This window comes from Pseudomonas oplopanacis (assembly GCF_057128725.1).
The window spans coordinates 71096-87898 of record NZ_JBSKHV010000019.1 but is presented as its reverse complement, the minus strand read 5'-3'; the positions used below and the strand labels follow the sequence as shown (position 1 = coordinate 87898).

At 61.1% G+C, this 16803-nt stretch carries 16 protein-coding genes and 1 pseudogene; 8 read left to right on the top strand and 9 right to left on the bottom strand.

Going from position 1 to position 16803, the window contains the following annotated elements; all coding sequences use genetic code 11:
- On the top strand, positions 1 to 77 hold a 77-nt coding region (locus tag ACWKV5_RS27030; protein ID WP_003155258.1), incomplete at its 5' end, for a hypothetical protein.
- 139 nt (positions 78 to 216) lie between these two features.
- Here the strand turns inward: ACWKV5_RS27030 and ACWKV5_RS27025 are convergent.
- Positions 217 to 804, bottom strand: a complete 588-nt coding sequence (locus tag ACWKV5_RS27025) for a TetR/AcrR family transcriptional regulator (protein WP_483843744.1) — start codon at positions 802 to 804, stop codon at positions 217 to 219.
- Between the two features lie 149 nt (positions 805 to 953).
- Here ACWKV5_RS27025 and ACWKV5_RS27020 point away from each other — a divergent pair, with 149 nt between their 5' ends.
- From ACWKV5_RS27020 to ACWKV5_RS27005, 4 genes are all read left to right on the top strand, one after another.
- Complete coding sequence (locus tag ACWKV5_RS27020) at positions 954 to 2054, top strand: alkene reductase (protein WP_483843743.1); 1101 nt, start codon at positions 954 to 956, stop codon at positions 2052 to 2054.
- 54 nt (positions 2055 to 2108) lie between these two features.
- Complete coding sequence (locus ACWKV5_RS27015) at positions 2109 to 2897, top strand: SDR family NAD(P)-dependent oxidoreductase (protein ID WP_483843742.1); 789 nt, start codon at positions 2109 to 2111, stop codon at positions 2895 to 2897.
- Positions 2898 to 2981: 84 nt separating this feature from the next.
- Positions 2982 to 3851 carry an alpha/beta fold hydrolase gene (locus ACWKV5_RS27010; RefSeq protein ID WP_483843741.1) on the top strand — a complete coding sequence of 290 codons (870 nt, stop codon included), beginning with the start codon at positions 2982 to 2984 and terminating at the stop codon, positions 3849 to 3851.
- A 65-nt stretch (positions 3852 to 3916) separates the two neighbouring features.
- The gene (locus tag ACWKV5_RS27005) at positions 3917 to 4915 is read left to right on the top strand and encodes an NADP-dependent oxidoreductase (protein ID WP_483843740.1); all 999 of its coding nucleotides are present in this window, start codon (positions 3917 to 3919) and stop codon (positions 4913 to 4915) included.
- Positions 4916 to 5007: 92 nt separating this feature from the next.
- Here ACWKV5_RS27005 and ACWKV5_RS27000 read toward each other — a convergent pair.
- Positions 5008 to 5208, bottom strand: a pseudogene (locus tag ACWKV5_RS27000) (hypothetical protein); the annotation flags it as partial.
- 16 nt (positions 5209 to 5224) lie between these two features.
- On the opposite strand from ACWKV5_RS27000, the gene ACWKV5_RS26995 reads away from it, so the two are divergent.
- Positions 5225 to 5587 carry a winged helix-turn-helix transcriptional regulator gene (locus ACWKV5_RS26995; protein WP_056744504.1) on the top strand — a complete coding sequence of 121 codons (363 nt, stop codon included), beginning with the start codon at positions 5225 to 5227 and terminating at the stop codon, positions 5585 to 5587.
- On the opposite strand, the gene ACWKV5_RS26990 is transcribed toward ACWKV5_RS26995, so the two are convergent.
- On the bottom strand, positions 5584 to 6105 hold the full coding sequence (locus ACWKV5_RS26990) for a hypothetical protein (protein ID WP_483843739.1): 522 nt from the start codon (positions 6103 to 6105) through the stop codon (positions 5584 to 5586). The two genes, ACWKV5_RS26995 and ACWKV5_RS26990, sit on opposite strands and share 4 nt — an antisense overlap.
- A 124-nt stretch (positions 6106 to 6229) precedes the next feature.
- Here ACWKV5_RS26990 and ACWKV5_RS26985 point away from each other — a divergent pair, with 124 nt between their 5' ends.
- Positions 6230 to 7132: an AraC family transcriptional regulator gene (locus tag ACWKV5_RS26985; protein WP_483843738.1), complete on the top strand. Its 903-nt coding sequence runs from the start codon at positions 6230 to 6232 to the stop codon at positions 7130 to 7132.
- Positions 7133 to 7168: 36 nt separating this feature from the next.
- Here the strand turns inward: ACWKV5_RS26985 and ACWKV5_RS26980 are convergent, their stop codons facing one another.
- From ACWKV5_RS26980 to ACWKV5_RS26960, 5 genes are all read right to left on the bottom strand, one after another.
- Positions 7169 to 9028 carry an ABC transporter ATP-binding protein gene (locus ACWKV5_RS26980; RefSeq protein WP_483843737.1) on the bottom strand — a complete coding sequence of 620 codons (1860 nt, stop codon included), beginning with the start codon at positions 9026 to 9028 and terminating at the stop codon, positions 7169 to 7171.
- 120 nt (positions 9029 to 9148) lie between these two features.
- Positions 9149 to 10390 carry a thiolase family protein gene (locus tag ACWKV5_RS26975; protein WP_483843736.1) on the bottom strand — a complete coding sequence of 414 codons (1242 nt, stop codon included), beginning with the start codon at positions 10388 to 10390 and terminating at the stop codon, positions 9149 to 9151.
- Positions 10387 to 12270, bottom strand: coding sequence for a feruloyl-CoA synthase (locus ACWKV5_RS26970; protein WP_483843735.1), 1884 nt, complete (start codon positions 12268 to 12270; stop codon positions 10387 to 10389). Before ACWKV5_RS26970 ends, ACWKV5_RS26975 begins: the two co-directional genes overlap by 4 nt.
- Positions 12271 to 12359: 89 nt before the next feature.
- On the bottom strand, positions 12360 to 13808 hold the full coding sequence (locus tag ACWKV5_RS26965; RefSeq protein WP_483843734.1) for an aldehyde dehydrogenase: 1449 nt from the start codon (positions 13806 to 13808) through the stop codon (positions 12360 to 12362).
- An 83-nt stretch (positions 13809 to 13891) separates the two neighbouring features.
- Complete coding sequence (locus ACWKV5_RS26960; protein WP_483843733.1) at positions 13892 to 14722, bottom strand: p-hydroxycinnamoyl CoA hydratase/lyase; 831 nt, start codon at positions 14720 to 14722, stop codon at positions 13892 to 13894.
- A 214-nt stretch (positions 14723 to 14936) separates the two neighbouring features.
- Between ACWKV5_RS26960 and ACWKV5_RS26955 the strand changes: the two genes are divergently transcribed.
- Entirely contained in the window at positions 14937 to 15425 is a 489-nt protein-coding gene (locus ACWKV5_RS26955) for a MarR family transcriptional regulator (RefSeq protein ID WP_483843732.1), read from the top strand.
- A 38-nt stretch (positions 15426 to 15463) separates the two neighbouring features.
- Here the strand turns inward: ACWKV5_RS26955 and ACWKV5_RS26950 are convergent, their stop codons facing one another.
- On the bottom strand, positions 15464 to 16771 hold the full coding sequence (locus ACWKV5_RS26950; protein ID WP_483843748.1) for an OprD family porin: 1308 nt from the start codon (positions 16769 to 16771) through the stop codon (positions 15464 to 15466).
- Between the last annotated feature and the right edge of the window lie 32 nt (positions 16772 to 16803).

Genomic DNA, 16803 nt, shown 5'->3' with positions numbered 1-16803 from the left:
AGATGATGCTTGATCACTATCAGCAGACCAAAAACCTGCTGGTGAGCTACGACATCAATCCGTTGGGCTTCTTCTAATGCTCGGGTAGTGAGCGACTAGTCAGAAACCAAGACGTGCCCTGTTGGATGAAAACACAGGGCACGTCAATGGATTCAAGCACTGAGGGGCAGTCGCTGCGATATTTTTCAGGGCTATTACTGTTGAGTGCCTGCCGGTCTACCCCGCGTCCACTTCATTGACCGGCAACGAAGCAAACATTTCAACACGGCACACCTCAAGGATCTCATCCGCCAGTGCCGAATCATCCGGACAGGCACGCGACAAAATTATCGCACCGACCGCACGAGACAGGAGGTCGATCATTTTCTTTCTCCCCTCACCCGAAGCGGCATCCGGCTTCGTCGGGTATTTATCCCCCAGTGTTTGCAGGGTGTGCTCGATCCCTTCGGCAAACGTCGCTTTCACATCAACCGATTGACGCGCCGCGTCGCCACATAACGCGGCCATGGTGCAACCGTTGCCGCGTCCATCGCGATGTTCCCTGGTCACATAGACGTCGATAAAGCCCGGAACATCGAGCGATTCAGCCCCTTCCAGCGATTTGGAAAGGCTGCTGGCCGAGGCTTCGGCCATCAGGTCGGCCTTCGAACCGAAATGCTTGTAGAAACCTCCGTGGGTGAAACCGGCAGCCGCCATGAGGTCCGATATTCCGACGCCGTCGAAGCCGCGCTCACGGAACACCTCAGAGGCCGTCTCAACGATGTGCTCCCGATTGGCCTGCGCCTGGGCCTTGGTCACTCTCACGTGCAATACCTCATGTCGACTGGGAAATCATGCGCCCAATGATACATAGATGTTGATCACAATCAAAACCGTTGACAGTTTAGATTTCGATCATCATCCTAATTGCACGCACCACCGACCTCCATCAACAGGCACGGAAGACATACCAGATGACCGACCAGAATCTGTTCACCCCTTACACGCTTGGCGCTCTCACGCTGTCGAACCGTGTCGTCCTCGCGCCACTGACGCGCAACCGCGCAGGCGAAGGCTTTGTGCCAAGCGAGTTCGCAGCCACCTATTACAGCCAACGCGCCAGCGCAGGCTTGCTGATCAGCGAGGCCACGCAGATTTCCCGACAGGGCCAGGGCTATCAGGACACCCCCGGGATCTACACCCAGACGCAGATAGATGGCTGGCGCACAGTGACCGATGCCGTCCACGCCGAGGGCGGAAAAATCTTCCTGCAACTGTGGCATGTCGGTCGGGTGTCGCACGTTGATCTGCAAGAAAACGGCGCCGCTCCCGTGGCCCCTTCTGCGCTGCGCGCCGCCACCAAAGTATTCGTCAACAACCGCTTTGAAGACGTCTGCGAGCCACGCGCGCTGGAGATCAGTGAACTGCCGGGAATCGTCGCCGATTTCCGCCAGGCCGCGGCAAACGCTGTCGCCGCCGGGTTCGACGGTGTGGAGATTCACGGTGCGAATGGCTATTTGCTGGATCAATTCCTCAAGGACAGCGCCAACGTGCGCACTGATGCTTACGGCGGCTCGATTGAAAACCGTGCGCGTCTGTTGCTCGAGGTGACGGCAGCCGTCGTCAATGAAATCGGTGCGGATCGCACCGGTGTGCGCCTGTCGCCGGTGTCACCGGCCAATGGCGTTTCCAGCAGTGATCCGCAGGCGCAATTCGATTACGTCGTCGATCAACTCAACGCCCTCGGCGTCGTTTATCTGCACGTGGTGGAAGGTGCAACCGGTGGCCCGCGCGACGTGGCGCCATTCGATTTCGGCGCGCTGCGCCAGCGCTTCAAGAACACCTACATCGCCAACAATGGCTACGACCTGGACCTGGCGACTTCGCGGCTCGCCGAAGACCAGGCCGATCTGATTGCGTTCGGTCGCCCGTTCATTGGCAACCCGGATCTGGTGGAGCGCCTCCAGAGCGGTGCGCCGTTGTCCGCCTTCAATCCCGCCACCCTCTATGGCGGCGGCTCGGCAGGCTACATCGACTACCCGACGTTGGCTGAATCGAGCGCCACAGCACGCTGAGCAATCAATGAACGCGCTTTCTGTTTTCACACATCCTGAAAGAGAGATGAACCCATGAGCACTCGCCCTACCGTTCTCATCACCGGCGCCTCCACTGGCATCGGCGCCGTCTACGCCGAACGCTTCGCGCAACGCGGCCACGATCTCGTCTTGGTTGCCCGAGACCAGGCACGCCTGGACGCACTTGCAGCCCGGTTGCGCAGTGAACACGACGTCGCCGTCGAGGTGATTCCGGCGGACCTGACCCAACTCAGCGATCTGACAACGGTTGAAGCACGCCTGCGCGACGACGCCCGTATCGGCATCCTCGTCAATAACGCTGGCGCTGCGCTGTCCGGCAACTTCATCGACCAAAGCACCGACCGTGTTGCGCAATTGGTCGCCCTCAACACCACGGCGCTGGTGCGGCTCGCCAGCGCCATCGCCCCACGCCTGGCCAAAGCAGGCGACGGTGCGATTATCAACATCGGTTCGGTGGTGGGTCTGGCGCCGGAGTTCGGCATGTCGGTCTACGGTGCGACCAAGGCGTTTGTGCTGTTCCTTTCCCAAGGCCTGAGCCTGGAACTTTCGCCTCAGGGCGTCTACGTGCAGGCCGTGCTGCCGGCGGCAACCCGCACAGAGATCTGGGATCGCTCCGGCATCGACATCAACACCCTGAACGAAATCATGGAAGTGGGCGATCTGGTGGATGCCGCACTGGTCGGTTTTGATCGGCGTGAGCCTGTGACGATCCCGCCGCTGCACGAAGCTGAACGCTGGGATGACCTTCAGACCGCACGTCAGGGCCTGCTGGGACAGATCCGCCAGTCGGCGGTTGCCCAGCGCTACCAAATCCCGCAGTGATCTTTTTGTAGCGAACACCCAGGCAGGATTCGATGCAGGCGCCCAAGGCACTGCATCGAAAGCGGCCCTCTGTTCGGAGTAGACATGGCTCCCACGAATACAAATGACCCCACTGGCTCGCAGGCATCGTTCGTCAATGCGGCGAACCAGTCGATCACGGTCAACGGCATTCCCTTCGCCTATCGCGACGTTGGACCCAAGACCGACGTGCCCCTCGTGCTGTTCAACCATTGGGGGGCGGTGCTGGACAACTTCGACCCCGGGATCATCGATGGCCTGGCGCAAACAAGGCGCATCATTGCCACCGACTATCGCGGCATCGGCAGCTCTGGTGGAACCGCGCCTCTGACGGTCGGCGAGATGGCTGACGATGCCATTCAACTGATCCATGCGCTGGGGTTCGAAACTGTTGATGTGCTTGGTTTTTCACTCGGCGGTTTCGTCGCTCAAGACATCGCCCTGAAGGCGCCCGAATTGGTGCGCCGCTTGATTCTGACCGGCACTGGGCCGGCCGGCGGCACCGGTATCGACAAGGTTGGCACGGTGTCGTGGCCATTGATGCTCAAAGGCTTGCTGACCCTGCGCGATCCCAAGTTCTACCTGTTCTTTACGTCGACGCCCAATGGCCGTCGATCCGCCTCGCAGTATTTGCAACGCCTGAAAGTGCGCAAAAAAAATCGCGATAAAAACCCGACGCCCAGCGCCTTTCTCCGGCAGTTGAAAGCCATCATTGCGTGGGGCAGACAGGCCCCTCAAGACCTCGGGCGCTTGCGGACGCCGACGCTGATCGTCAACGGCGATAACGACATTATGGTGCCCAGCGTTAACTCGATTGCGCTGGCTGACCGCATCCCCAACACACAACTGGTGATTTATGAGGATGCCGGCCACGGCGGCATTTTCCAGCACTACGCTGACTTTGTAGCCAAGGCACTGGCGTTCCTTGATGCCTGACAACACCGCATGTTGACGCCGAAAACGCTCCGCCCTCCTTCCAACCTGACAAGAGCCGTACAACGATGAAGGCATTTTTAATTGATCGCTATGGCAAGAACACCGGGCGCATTGGCGAAGTCCCCGTCCCCGCGGTGGGCGCCCACGACGTCTTGATCGAGGTACACGCCAGCAGTGTCAACGTGCTGGATTCGAAGATCCGCAAAGGCGAATTCAAACTGATCCTGCCCTATTCATTTCCGCTGGTACTGGGCAATGACCTGGCGGGCGTGGTGGTTGAGGTTGGCGCGCAAGTGAACCGGTTCAAACCGGGAGACGAAATCTACGCTCGCCCGCCCGAAACGCGGATCGGCACGTTCGCCCAATTGATCGCCGTGAACGAAAACGCAATCGCCCTGAAACCCGCCAATATCACCATGACACAAGCTGCGTCCATCCCCTTGGTCGCACTGACCGCCTGGCAAGTGCTGGTCGAAACGGCCCGACTGGAAAAGGGCCAGAAAGTGCTGATCCATGCCGGTTCCGGCGGCGTCGGCACCCTTGCCATCCAGCTGGCTAAACACCTCGGTGCCTTTGTCGCGACCACCACCAGCACCGCAAATGTCGAATGGGTGAAAGCGCTGGGGGCCGATCTGGTGATCGACTACACACAGCAGGACTTCGAGAACGTCTTGCATGACTACGACGTGGTGTTGAACAGCCTCGGCGCGGATGTACTGGAGAAATCACTCAAGGTCCTCAAGCCCGGCGGCCAACTCATTTCCATCTCAGGACCACCCACTGCGCAGTTCGCGCAGGAGCAAGGGTTGTCCTGGCCATTGAAGCAAGTCATGCGCCTGCTGAGCCTCGGTATTCGGCGCAAGACACGCCAGCGGGACGCCAGCTACGCGTTCGTGTTCATGCGGGCCAATGGCGCCCAACTGCAACAAATCACCGCGCTCATTGAGGCCGGAATCATCAAACCTGTGGTTGACCGCTCCTTCACCTTTGAATCAACGGCAGAGGCATTGAAGTACGTCGAGCAGGGACGCGCCAAGGGCAAGGTTGTTGTTACGATCAAATGAATACCTTCGAAGGAGCCTGGAAACCCAGGGGACAATTCAGTTGTCAGGTGGACGGCGAGAGGACGGGGCGTCCTCTTCTCTGAATTCGCGTGCTAAATGAGTTTCGCTGTTTCCGTTGACCCTTTATTGACAGGACGGATCTTGAACCAGATGGAGTACATCGCTGGCAGGAACACCAGCGTCATGATGGTGCCGACGAAGGTGCCTCCGATCAGGGTGTAGGCCAGCGTCCCCCAGAAGACGGAATGTGTCAGGGGAATGAACGCCAGGATGGCGGCGAGTGCAGTCAGCAGTGGTAAGTATCAAAAAATGACGACGACATCTGAAATCTGCGACACCGGTTGCGGGCTCAACGCCACGCTGCGCATCATCTCGGGCAAGTGGAAACCGCTGGTCTTGTTTTTCCTGCGCGACGGCCCGAAACGCTATGGCGAGCTCAAGCGTTTGATCCCGGGCGTCAGCGACAAAGTCCTGATCCAGCAGTTGAAGGATCTGGAAGCCGATCAGGTGCTGGCACGGACCGACTACAAGGAAGTGCCCCCGCGCGTGGACTACACGCTAACCCCGCTCGGCCGTAGCCTGGCCGATGCGATCATCCCGCTGTGCACCTGGGGAACCGAGAATGCGGCGCAAATGGCAAGCATCTTCGCCAAGCGCGACGCTTTGGCCTAGCGCGATGCTGACGAACCGCCGAGTGGGACGATTTTGCGCAGGCGTGCGCCGTCTTTTCGCAAAGCGAACACCTGAGCCGCCACGCCAACAACAAGCGCAAGCGCTATAAAACCCAGCGCACCTTTGAGCAATGGCGAATTCGGGTCAGTGACGATGGGGTGGCCATCGGGGACTCGACGCAACGTCTCCGAGACGGTCGGGACCATCAGGAGGAACGCCGTCAAGCTCAGAAGGATGGTTTCAAGGTACACCCCTGCCCGGCCCAGCCAGGTAACGAAGCCGACCCCGTAGCCGACGAGCAACAGCACGATCGTGGCCGCCCCGATCACAGGGCTGATCGGTTGATGGGCCACCAGAAACACAGTAAAGCCGCCGATCAGCATCGAGACGAGGTAGGCAAGGCCGGCCCGCGACCGTGGCACGATGCGCCCGTGCCTGATGAACATATAGGCCGCCAAGGGAATGGCTGGCAGGCTCCCGAGGGTGTGTACCCAGCCAAGGGCAGAGATCCCGAACATTCGATTGTTCCTTTTTTGATTGGATGATGTACATGACGCAGCGAACGCCGTTGCGTTGCCGATCAACCGCGTGAAAGCGTTATGATTCCGGGGTTCAGACTATTGAAGGCGTGGCCGGACTGATATGACGGATCTACTCGAAGACTTGACCATTCGTCCAGAGATGCGGTTAGAGGGGCTGGCCACAGGGGATCTGCTCTCCCAGGTATTAGCGCAAATTCGTCTGACCGGGGACCGCGTCTACTCCACCACACAGGCTATGGGTCAACACCTGACGCTGGACGAAAAAAGCTCGCACATCTGCGTCCTGCAAAAGGGACAGCTCCACATCGAAAGCGCCGACGGGCAGGTCCAGACGATCGAACAGGGCGACATCCTGCTGCTGCCCCACGACCCTTCATCGTTGAGCATCACCGCCTCCAAGGGACCTGCGTCGCTCGTCATTTGTCGATTCTGGTTCGATGCCAGCAGCTTCCAGGCCATGCTGTTCGCCTTGCCGTGGCTGATCCATATCAAGCACGCCGAAGCTGCAGCGTGGTCGGAAGGTATCCTGCATTTCATGCTCATCGAGGCCAATGACACGCAGCCTGGAGGCGCGTTGATGATTTCGCGCCTCATTGATCTCACCGTCATTCGCATCCTGCGAACCTGGGTTCAGCACGGCATGGCCTCAGGCTGGCTGGGGGGGTTGTCCGACGAGCGCATCGCCCGAACCCTCAGAGCCATCCATGAAAAGCCCGGGCAACAATGGCGAATTGAGGCACTCGCCACGATCGCCGGCATGTCACGGTCAAGCTTCTGCGATCGGTTTAGCGCGCTGGTGGGACGCTCACCGCTGCGTTACCAGAATGAATGGCGACTGACCCTGGCAAAAACGATGCTGGCCAGGCACAACAGCCGCATCGGCGAGGTGGGATTCGCGATTGGCTACGAGTCCGAGGCTTCTTTCAGCCGCGCCTACAAGGCGTATTTCGGACGCTCGCCACGGGACGACAACAGCCAGAGCGCGGTTGAAGAGCACGTTTGAATCAGACTCGTCGCCGCCTGGAAAACCCCTTCACGCTCACACCTGATCCATCGCCTCGACCAACCCCATATCCTCACCCAAAAACCCGCCGCTCTGATGCTGCCAAAGCCGCGCATAGAGGCCGTTCTTCCCCAGCAATTCGGTGTGAGTGCCCTGCTCTACAATGCGTCCGTCATCCATGACGATGAGCCGGTCCATGGCCGCAATCGTGGACAGCCGATGGGCGATGGCGATCACGGTCTTGCCCTGCATCATTTCATCGAGGCTTTCCTGAATCGCCACTTCGACTTCCGAGTCCAGCGCGCTGGTGGCCTCGTCCAGCAGCAGGATCGGCGCGTTCTTGAGCATCACCCGGGCAATCGCGACACGTTGGCGCTGGCCGCCCGACAGCTTGATGCCGCGCTCACCCACGAGGGTGTCGTAGCCAGTGTGGCCTTGCCGGTCGCTCAGTTGGCTGATGAACTCATGGGCCTGGGCATTGGCCGCGGCGCTGCGGATTTGTGCGTCGGTCGCATCGGGACGGCCATAGGCGATGTTGTCGCGGATGGAACGGTGCAGCAGCGAGGTGTCCTGCGTGACCATGCCGATGGCGCTGCGCAAGCTGTCTTGGGTCACGTGTGCGATGTTTTGGCCGTCGATGCGAATCTCCCCGCTGTCGACGTCATAGAAGCGCAGCAGCAGGTTGATCAGCGTGGATTTGCCGGCGCCGGAGCGGCCAACCAGACCGATTTTTTCGCCTGGGCGGATGCTCAGGCTCAGGCCATCGAGCACCTGGCGTTCGCCGTTGTAGTTGAAGCTCACGTTATCGAAGGTGACCGCGCCACCGGAAGTCGCCAGCACACTCGCGTCCGGCGCATCCTTCACCTTGGGGCCACGGGTAAAGGTGGCCATGCCATCCTGCACGGTGCCGATGCTCTCGAACAGCGAGGTCATCTGCCACATGATCCAGTGCGACATGCCATTGATACGCAACGCCATGGCGGTGATTGCCGCCACGGCACCCGCGCCGACTTCACCCTGGTGCCATAGCCACAGCGCATAGCCACCGGCGGCCATGATCAACGCCACCACCAACGCCTGGTTGACGATCTCGAACTGGCTGACCAGGCGCATCTGACGAAAGCCGGTTTGCTTGAAGTCCTCCATCGCGGCACGCGCGAAATGCGCTTCACGATTGGAGTGTGAAAACAGCTTCACCGTCGTGATGTTGGTGTAGGCGTCCGAGATACGCCCGGTCATCATCGACCGCGCATTGGCCTGTTCCTGCCCGACTTTCCCAAGGCGAGGCACGAAATACAGCATGGCCAGTCCGAACAACGCGACCCAGGCAAGGAACGGCAGCATCAGTTTCAGGGCGAAGCCACCGGCCAGGGCGATGATCGCGATGAAATACACCCCGATCCCGGGGGCGATCTCGATCAGGGTGAACAGCACGTCGCGCACGGCCAGCGCCGTCTGCATCACCTTGGTCGTCACCCGTCCGGAAAACTCATCGGAAAAAAACGAAAGGCTTTGCCGCAGCATCAGGCGATGGAAGTCCCAGCGCAGCCGCAACGGCAAGTTAATCGCCAAGATCTGGTGCTGCACCATGGTGCGTAGCGCAACCAGCCCGACACTGCCCACCATGACGATGCCCATGCCCCACAGCACGCGACTTTCCTGCGCCGCCGCTTCACCGCCGGCCTGCCAGGTCGAGAGCAGGTCCACGACCTGTCCGAGGAAGGAAAACAGCCAGGCTTCGTAAATCGACACCGCGGCACTGAGCAGCGCCAGCGCAAGGATGTAACCGCGGGCGCCCCGCGTACAGGCCCACAGGAAGCGAGCCAGGCCAGCGGGCGGCGGAGGTACCTCGTCAGGAGGAAAAGGGTCGAGCCTTCGTTCAAACGCACGAAGCATGGTGTTCTCCAAAACGGTCAAGTTGAGGGGATTCTGCCATTGAACGGTTGCTTTGAGGGTTTTGCGACGTTGAGGCAGGGCGCTGTTGGCAGCTTGCTTGGCCAATAGCGGACGTTCATCTCAGGCACGCCACGCCGGGTTCTCAATCAAAAGCGCCATACCCTGCCCGCCGCCAACACAGGCCGCGGCGACCCCGTAACGCAGATTGTGCTCACGCAGTTGTCGCGCCAGGGTCAACACCAGACGCAGGCCACTGGCGGCCAAGGGATGTCCGAGCGCCAGTGAACCACCCTGAACGTTCAGGCGCGAACAGTCCAGTTCCAGCTCCCGTGCCACCGCCAGGACTTGGGCAGCCTGGGCTTCATTGATTTCAAAGCGGTCGATCTGCTCCAGGTTCAAGCCACTGCGCTGCAACAACAGGTGAATTGCCGGTGCGGGCCCGATACCCATGAATTCCGGCGCCACGCCCACCACCGCGCTGGCGCGCAGCAACGCCAACGGTGTATCCCGACAGGCCGAAGCACGCCCGACCAGGGCGGCTGCCGCGCCATCGACCACCGCACAACTGTTGCCGGCGGTTTGCACCCCGCCTTCGTGCACGGTGCGCAATCGGGCCAACGCCGCGATTTCTCCGGGCCGTGGGTGACTGTCTTCACTCACCATGTCGACACCGCGTGACAGGCGAATGCCGCGTGGCTGATAACCTTCCTGCTCAAACACCTGATGCCCCACGGCAACGATCTCGGGTGCCAGCCAGCCCGATTGTTGTGCCGCAAACGCCCGCTGATGACTAGCGCAGGCGTAGGCGTCCACCGCTTCGCGACTGAGCCCATAACGCCGCGCCAGGTTGTCGGCGGTGGTGATCATGTCCACCCCGGGAGCCGGGTCGTACAACGCCTCCCAGAGAAAATCCTTGAATTGCACTTGTGCACCAAGGCGGAAGCCACCTCGATGGGTGTAGGCCGCAATCGGATTGCGCGACATCGATTCGGCGGCCACGCACAGCGCCAATTGCACACCGTCACCCAGTTGCCCGGCGGCCTGGCGCAGCAGTTCGAAACCGGTGGCGCAGATGCGCTGTACCCCCAGTGCCGGTACCGATTGCGCCACGCCGCTGTAGAGGCCGATGTGCCGTGGCAGCATGTAGGCATCGAAACTGGCCTGGGCCATGGAACCCGCCAGCACGCTGTCTACCGCCAGCGGATCGACTCCCGAGCGAGCCAGTACTTCGCGCCCGACCTTGATGCCCAGGTCGATCGGCGAAACCTCGGCCAGTGCACCACCCAGATCCACCCACGGCGTGCGCACCGCATCGAAAATCGCCGCATCGGCAAAGACCGAGTATTGCCCGCCTGCGCTCACAACTTCGCTCCAGCGCGCAAGATGGCCGGATCGAGCCCGCGATACAGCGCCTCGACCTGCTCCGCACGCCACTGCAAGACTGCACGCTGATTGATCGAGCCCTTGTCGGTGATTTCCCCCCGGTCGATGGACGCCGGCTCATCGAGCAAGGCGATCCACTCCAGGCGACTGGCATTGCCCGTAGCCTCACGATTGAGTCGCTGCAACCAGCCGGCGAACCACTCACGCACCGGCGCGCTGGCCAACACCTCGGTGTCGCTGGCACTGGCCGCCAACCCAGACAGCCGTCGGCATTCAAACATCCGCGCAAAGACCAACGCGCCCAGGCATTCACGATCCGGCGCGGTCACCACCAGGTCCTGGACATAGGGCGAACCTTCGAGCACCGCACGACTGCGCAAAGGCCCGACGCTGACGAACACCCCGGACGACAACTTGAAATCTTCGGCGATGCGCCCGTCGAACATCAGCCCCAATTGCGGATCACGCGGGTCGGCGAGCTTGAGCGCATCGCCGGAACAGTAGAAACCCTGCGGGTCGAACGCTTCGAGGGTCTGCTGCGGCGACCGCCAGTAGCCGGGCATGATGTGCGGCCCACGAAAGCGCCCTTCCAGCTTGCCGTCTACCGGCACCAGACGCACCTCACAACCCGGCGCTGGAAGGCCGACATAACCGGCCATGGACAACGGCCCGGTGGTGAAGGTGCAAGACGGCGAAGCCTCGGTCATGCCGAGCCCGGCCATCATCCGGATACGCTCACCGCAGTGCTGTTCGGCGACACGTTCGAGACGGTCCCAGACACTTTGCGACAGACCGGCTGCGGCAAAAAAGAACAGGCTGATGCGCTTGAAAAAGACCTCCCGCAGCTCCGCGTCCTGCTCCAGTGCCGAGGCCAACTCTTCCCAACCCTTGGGCACGGTCAGATAAGCCGTGGGCGACACGTCCTTGAGGTTGCGCAGGGTCTGCGCGAAACCCTGCGCCGTGGGCTTGCCGTCGTCCAGATAGAAGCTGCCACCGTTGTAAAGCACGATGCCGACGTTATGGCTGCCGCCGAAAGTGTGGTTCCACGGCAGCCAGTCCACCAGTACCGGCGGCTCTTCGCCGAACACCGGAAACGTCTGCAACAGCATCTGTTGGTTAGCGCACAGCATGCGTTGGGTGGTGATCACCGCCTTGGGCAGTTTGGTCGAGCCGGAGGTGAACAGGAACTTGGCGATGCTGTCTGGTCCCGTGCGGGCAAACGCGGCTTCGGCCTCGGCACCGCCCGGCTGCTCAAGCAGGCTGGCGAAGCTGACCTGCCGGCGTCCGGCGATTTCCCCCCGAACGGTAATCATGGGCGTTTCAGCCGGCAGCACCGCCTCGATGGCTCGCTGGTAGGGCGCGGCATCACTGACAAACACCAGGCCGGGCTGCAGCAGGTCGCAGACATGACGCAGCTTGGCGAAATCCTGGGACAACAGCGAATAGGCCGGCGACACCGGGCAGTAAGGAATGCCCGCGTATAGGGCGCCGAAGGCGAGTTGCAAATGCTCGATGTCATTGCCCGAGAGCAATACCAGCGGTTTGTCCGCCGACAGGCCATAGCTCAACAGGCTTTGAGCGATGGCCCGGACACTGTCGAGCATCTGGGCGTAACTGATCCGGCGCCACTCGCCGTCGGCCTGGCGTGCGGCGATGAAAGTCTGCTCGGGACGCACCCGGGCCCACTGCACCAGACGGTCAAGCAGCCGAGGCGGATAGTCGGCCAATGGCTCCAGGGAGCGCATGTGCAAGGCGCCCTGTTGCTCGGTCACCTCAACCGCTGCGCGACCGATGGACACGTGACGGTAGCGCGGCGCACTGGCCTCGATATGGGGTTGCGATCTGAATTCGGAACTCACGTGCTTGTTCTCCATCAAGGCACGCCACCTCCCAGCCGCACGAATGGGCAGGGTGGTGGCTGCAGCCTTTTTATTGTTATGGGTGCTGTTCAGATCGGGTAATGCCGTGGTCCATGCTGCAAGGTGACCCAGCGTAACTGGGTGAAATGCTCGATGGACGCCTTGCCACCAAAGCTGCCGTAACCGCTGGACTTGACCCCGCCAAAAGGCATTTGCGCTTCGTCGTGTACGGTCGGGCCATTGATATGGCAGATGCCCGACTCGACCCGCTGGGCCAGTGCCAGGGCACGCCCGGTATCGCGACTGAAAATCGCTGCCGACAAACCGAACTCAGAATCGTTGGCCAGACGCAGCAATGCTTCATCGCCCTCCCCGCGCAACACCACCGCCACCGGGCCGAAGGATTCTTCACGGTACAGACGCATGGTCTCGTTGACGCCATCGAGCAGGGTCGGCTGCAAAATGCTGCCGTCCAGTTGTCCACCGACCACCAGCCGCGCGCCCTTGGCCAGGGCATCGTCGATCAGCCCCTTGATGCGTGTTCCGGCACTGGCATCCACCAGCGATCCGAGCACCGAGTCCGTCAGCGCAGGATCACCGGCGCGCAGGGTCGAGACCTTGGCCGCCAGTTTGGCGACGAAGGCATCGGCGACTTTCGCATCGACGATCAGCCGCTCGGTGGACATGCAAATCTGTCCCTGATTGAAGTACGCACCAAAAGCCGCCGCTTCTACCGCCGCCTCCAGGTCGGCATCATCGAGCACCAGCAACGGCGCCTTGCCGCCCAACTCCAGCAAGGCCGGTTTGAGATGGCGCGCCGAGAGTTCGCCGACAATGCGCCCGACGTGAGTCGAACCGGTGAAATTGACCCGGCGCACCGCCGGGTTGGCGATCAGCCGCTCGACAATCGCCGCGGCATCCGCCGGGGCATTGCTGATGACGTTGACCACGCCATCGCCCAAACCTGCATCCTGCAAGACCTGGCCGATCAGACGGTGCACCGCCGGGCTCAACTCGGAAGCCTTGAGCACCACGGTATTGCCGCACGCCAGCGGCATGGCGATGGCGCGGGTGGCAAGAATCACCGGGGCGTTCCACGGGGCAATGCCCAGCACTACACCGCAGGGTTGACGCAGGGCCATGGCAAAACTGCCCGGCACATCCGAGGGGATAACTTCGCCATTGATCTGCGTGGTCATCGACGCCGCTTCACGCAGCATGTTGGCCGCCAGCTTCACGTTGAAACCGTACCAGTTGGCCATGGCCCCGGTTTCACCGGCGACCGCGATGAATTCGTCGCTGCGCACCTGCAACTGCTCGGCCGCCTTGAGTAAACGGGTGCGGCGTTCATTGGGCGCCAGGGCGGCCCAGACGGGAAACGCTGCCTGGGCCGCAGCCACCGCGGCATCGGCATCTTCCAGGGTGGCCGCGGCAACCCGCGATACCACTTCACCGGTCACCGGGTTGCGGCGTTCGAAGGTTCGACCGTCGCGGGCAGGCAGCGACTGGCCGCCAATCAGCAGGGGCACGTCCAGCATGGTGATTCCTCTTTATTGTCTTTATCGGGAATACAGTCGAGCGATGCAGAGCGCCGGGGCAGACGTGCACCCGGCGATCAGTCTCAGCGCTTGTAGGCCTGCAAGCCGGGCTTGATGCTCTTGTCGTCGAGGAACTGCTTCATGCCCTGCTCGCGGCCACCTTCAGTGTCGAGCAGGCGCGACTGGTCAAGCTTGGCGTACAGGTAGTCTTCGTTCTGCTCCCAGGTCAGCTCGCGGCAGCGCTTGAAGCCATGCTTGGCCGCACGCAGCACCACCGGGTTTTTCTCCAGCAGGTTGCGCGCCAGATCCACGGTGACTTCACGCAGTTTCGCTAGGGGAACGCTTTCGTTGACCAGTCCCATTTCGGCGGCTTTCTGCCCACCGAACGTCTTGCCGGTCATGATGTAGTAGAGCGATTGGCGATGGCCCACGGTGTCGGCCATGGCCTTGCTCACCAGGTTGCCCGGCGGAATGCCCCAGTTGATTTCCGAGAGGCCGAAGGTCGCTTCGTCGGCGCAGATTGCCAGGTCACAGGCTACCAGTGGGCTGAAGCCGCCACCGAAACACCAGCCGTTAACCATGGCGATGGTCGGCTTGGCATACATGCGCAGCAGCTTCCATTGCCATTGCGAGGCTTCGCGGCGGATTTTTTCCTGAAGGATCTCCGGGCCCGCGTCCACCTCGCGAAAGTACTCCTTGAGGTCCATGCCCGCGGTCCAGGCGTCACCGGCACCGGTCAGCACCAGCACGCCGGCCGCGGGATCCTGTTCCAGGGTTTCCAGCACATCGATCATTTCCCGGTTGAGTGTCGGGCTCATGGCGTTGCGTTTTTCCGGGCGATTGAGAATGACCCAGGCGATGCCTTCTTCGATTTCTACCTTAACGGTTGTCCAGCGACCTTCGTAGTTGCTCATGGCGTTGCTCTCTTGTTCTTGGCTTGAAGATGACTGGAAATTAAAGGACCTAATTAGTTATGTCAATTAACTATTATTCGAATTAACCATTTTTTTGTTCACCCGAAAATATCCTCCGAACCCATCGCCATGAACAACGGGCATAGCTATCAGCCGCCAACCCCGGCAAACTAGATACGCTTGTTAACCTCCACCTCTCCAGGATTCACCCGCAATGGCCAAGCCTTCCCCCCTCGCCGATCAAAGCGAATCCCCATCCGCCACCGCCCAGATGCAGGCACCGCTGGATTCGGCACTGGACGACCTGATCGGCTACGCGATGCGGCGCGCCCAACTCAAACTGTTCCAGAACCTGATCGGTCGCCTGTCAGCCCACGACCTGCGCCCCGCGCAGTTCTCGGCCCTGGCAATCATCGAGCAGAATCCAGGGCTGATGCAGGCCGACCTGGCCCGGGCCCTGGCCATCGAGCCGCCGCAGGTGGTGCCACTACTCAATAAACTGGAAAGCCGCGCGCTGGCGGTGCGGGTGCGCTGCAAGCCGGACAAACGCTCCTACGGAATCTTCCTGAGCAAGACCGGCGAAGCCTTGCTCAAGGAGCTCAAGAAAATCGCCGCGCAAAGCGATTTCGACTCCACTTCATCGCTGACTGGCGAAGAGCGCGAGGAGCTGCTGCGCTTGCTGAGAAAGGTTTATCAGGACTGAACACACGCGCCCGGCGAGGAACACCGCAGGACCCGGGATTACCAGATCGGCAAGGTATAGAGCACCAGGAAACGGGTCTGGTTTTCATCGCGGAATGCTGCGCCGGCCGGGAAGTCATTGCGGTAGATCGCCTTGCGCGCCAACAGCCCTACGTTTTTCAGCGGGCCGCTCTGAATCACATAACCCAGCTCCATCTGGAATTCGCGCTCCTTGCGGTCCTCGGCGTTGTAGGCGGCCAACTCGATATTGTCGCCGCGCACGTAACGCAACCTTCCCTTCAAACCGGGCACCCCGGACGCGACGAAGTCGTAGTCATAGATCGCTTGCCAGGTGCGCTCCTTGGCGTTGAGAAAATCCGAAGCCATGGTCAGTTCGCTCATGCCCATTAGCTCGGTGCCGGAGATGTACGGCGTTGCCGTGTCGCCACTGGCGTGCATGTAGCCGAGGCTCACCCGGTGCCCGCCGAAGCGGTAGCCGAACAATGCCGAGAGGTTGCGGTTGTCCACTCTGCCCGCCTTGGCGCTACCATCCTCGCGACTGAAAAAGCTGCGCAAGTCGCTGGTGAACACACCTTCGCCGAGCGGCAGGTTATGCAGCAATGCCAGGGTGTCCTGCTGGTACAGGTCGGCCACCTCGGCATGGTAGGCGCGCAGGCTCAGGTCCTTGTTGACCTGGTAATCACCCCCCAGATAAGCCAGGTGCGAGGTGGTTGCCGCGCCGTTGAATCGCCGGTTTGGCGTGGCGATGCTCATGGCCTGATAGTCCGTGGAGTCACGCTTGTTGATGCGATCGATGTAACCGGTGTTGAGGGTCAGGCCATCGATATCCCTGGAACTGAGCGTGGTGCCGCGAAAGGTCTGTGGCAGCAGTCGCGAAGGGCTGGCAAAGGCAAACGGAAGGAAGATCGAGACATCACCGCTCTTGATCGTCGTCTGGGCAAACCGCAATTTGGCCGTCGGAGCCAGCCGCGAATAGTCATCCGCCGCGCGCTTGTCACTGGCTGACACCGGCAACAGTTCAGTACCGCTGCGATCCGGAGCGGAGTCGAGCTTGACCCCCAGCAGCCCCCGCACATCCAGACCAAAGCCTACAGTCCCTTCGGTAAACCCCGACTCCATGCCCATGATGAAACCTTGGGCCCATTCCCGCGCGGCCGTCTTGGCGCCGCCGTCCTGATATTCACGGTCCATGTAGTAATTGCGCAGGATCAAGTTTGCGTGACTGTCCTCGATAAACCCTTCGGCCCTCAGTTGAGAAGGCAGAACGCTGGCGCCAAGCAACGCCACCACCCACCCTGGAGTGGCACGGGAGACGCAGGCGAGCGATGTGACTGAACCGGTGTTCATGCGGCGATTTGGCATGTTCGATGTCCACTTCT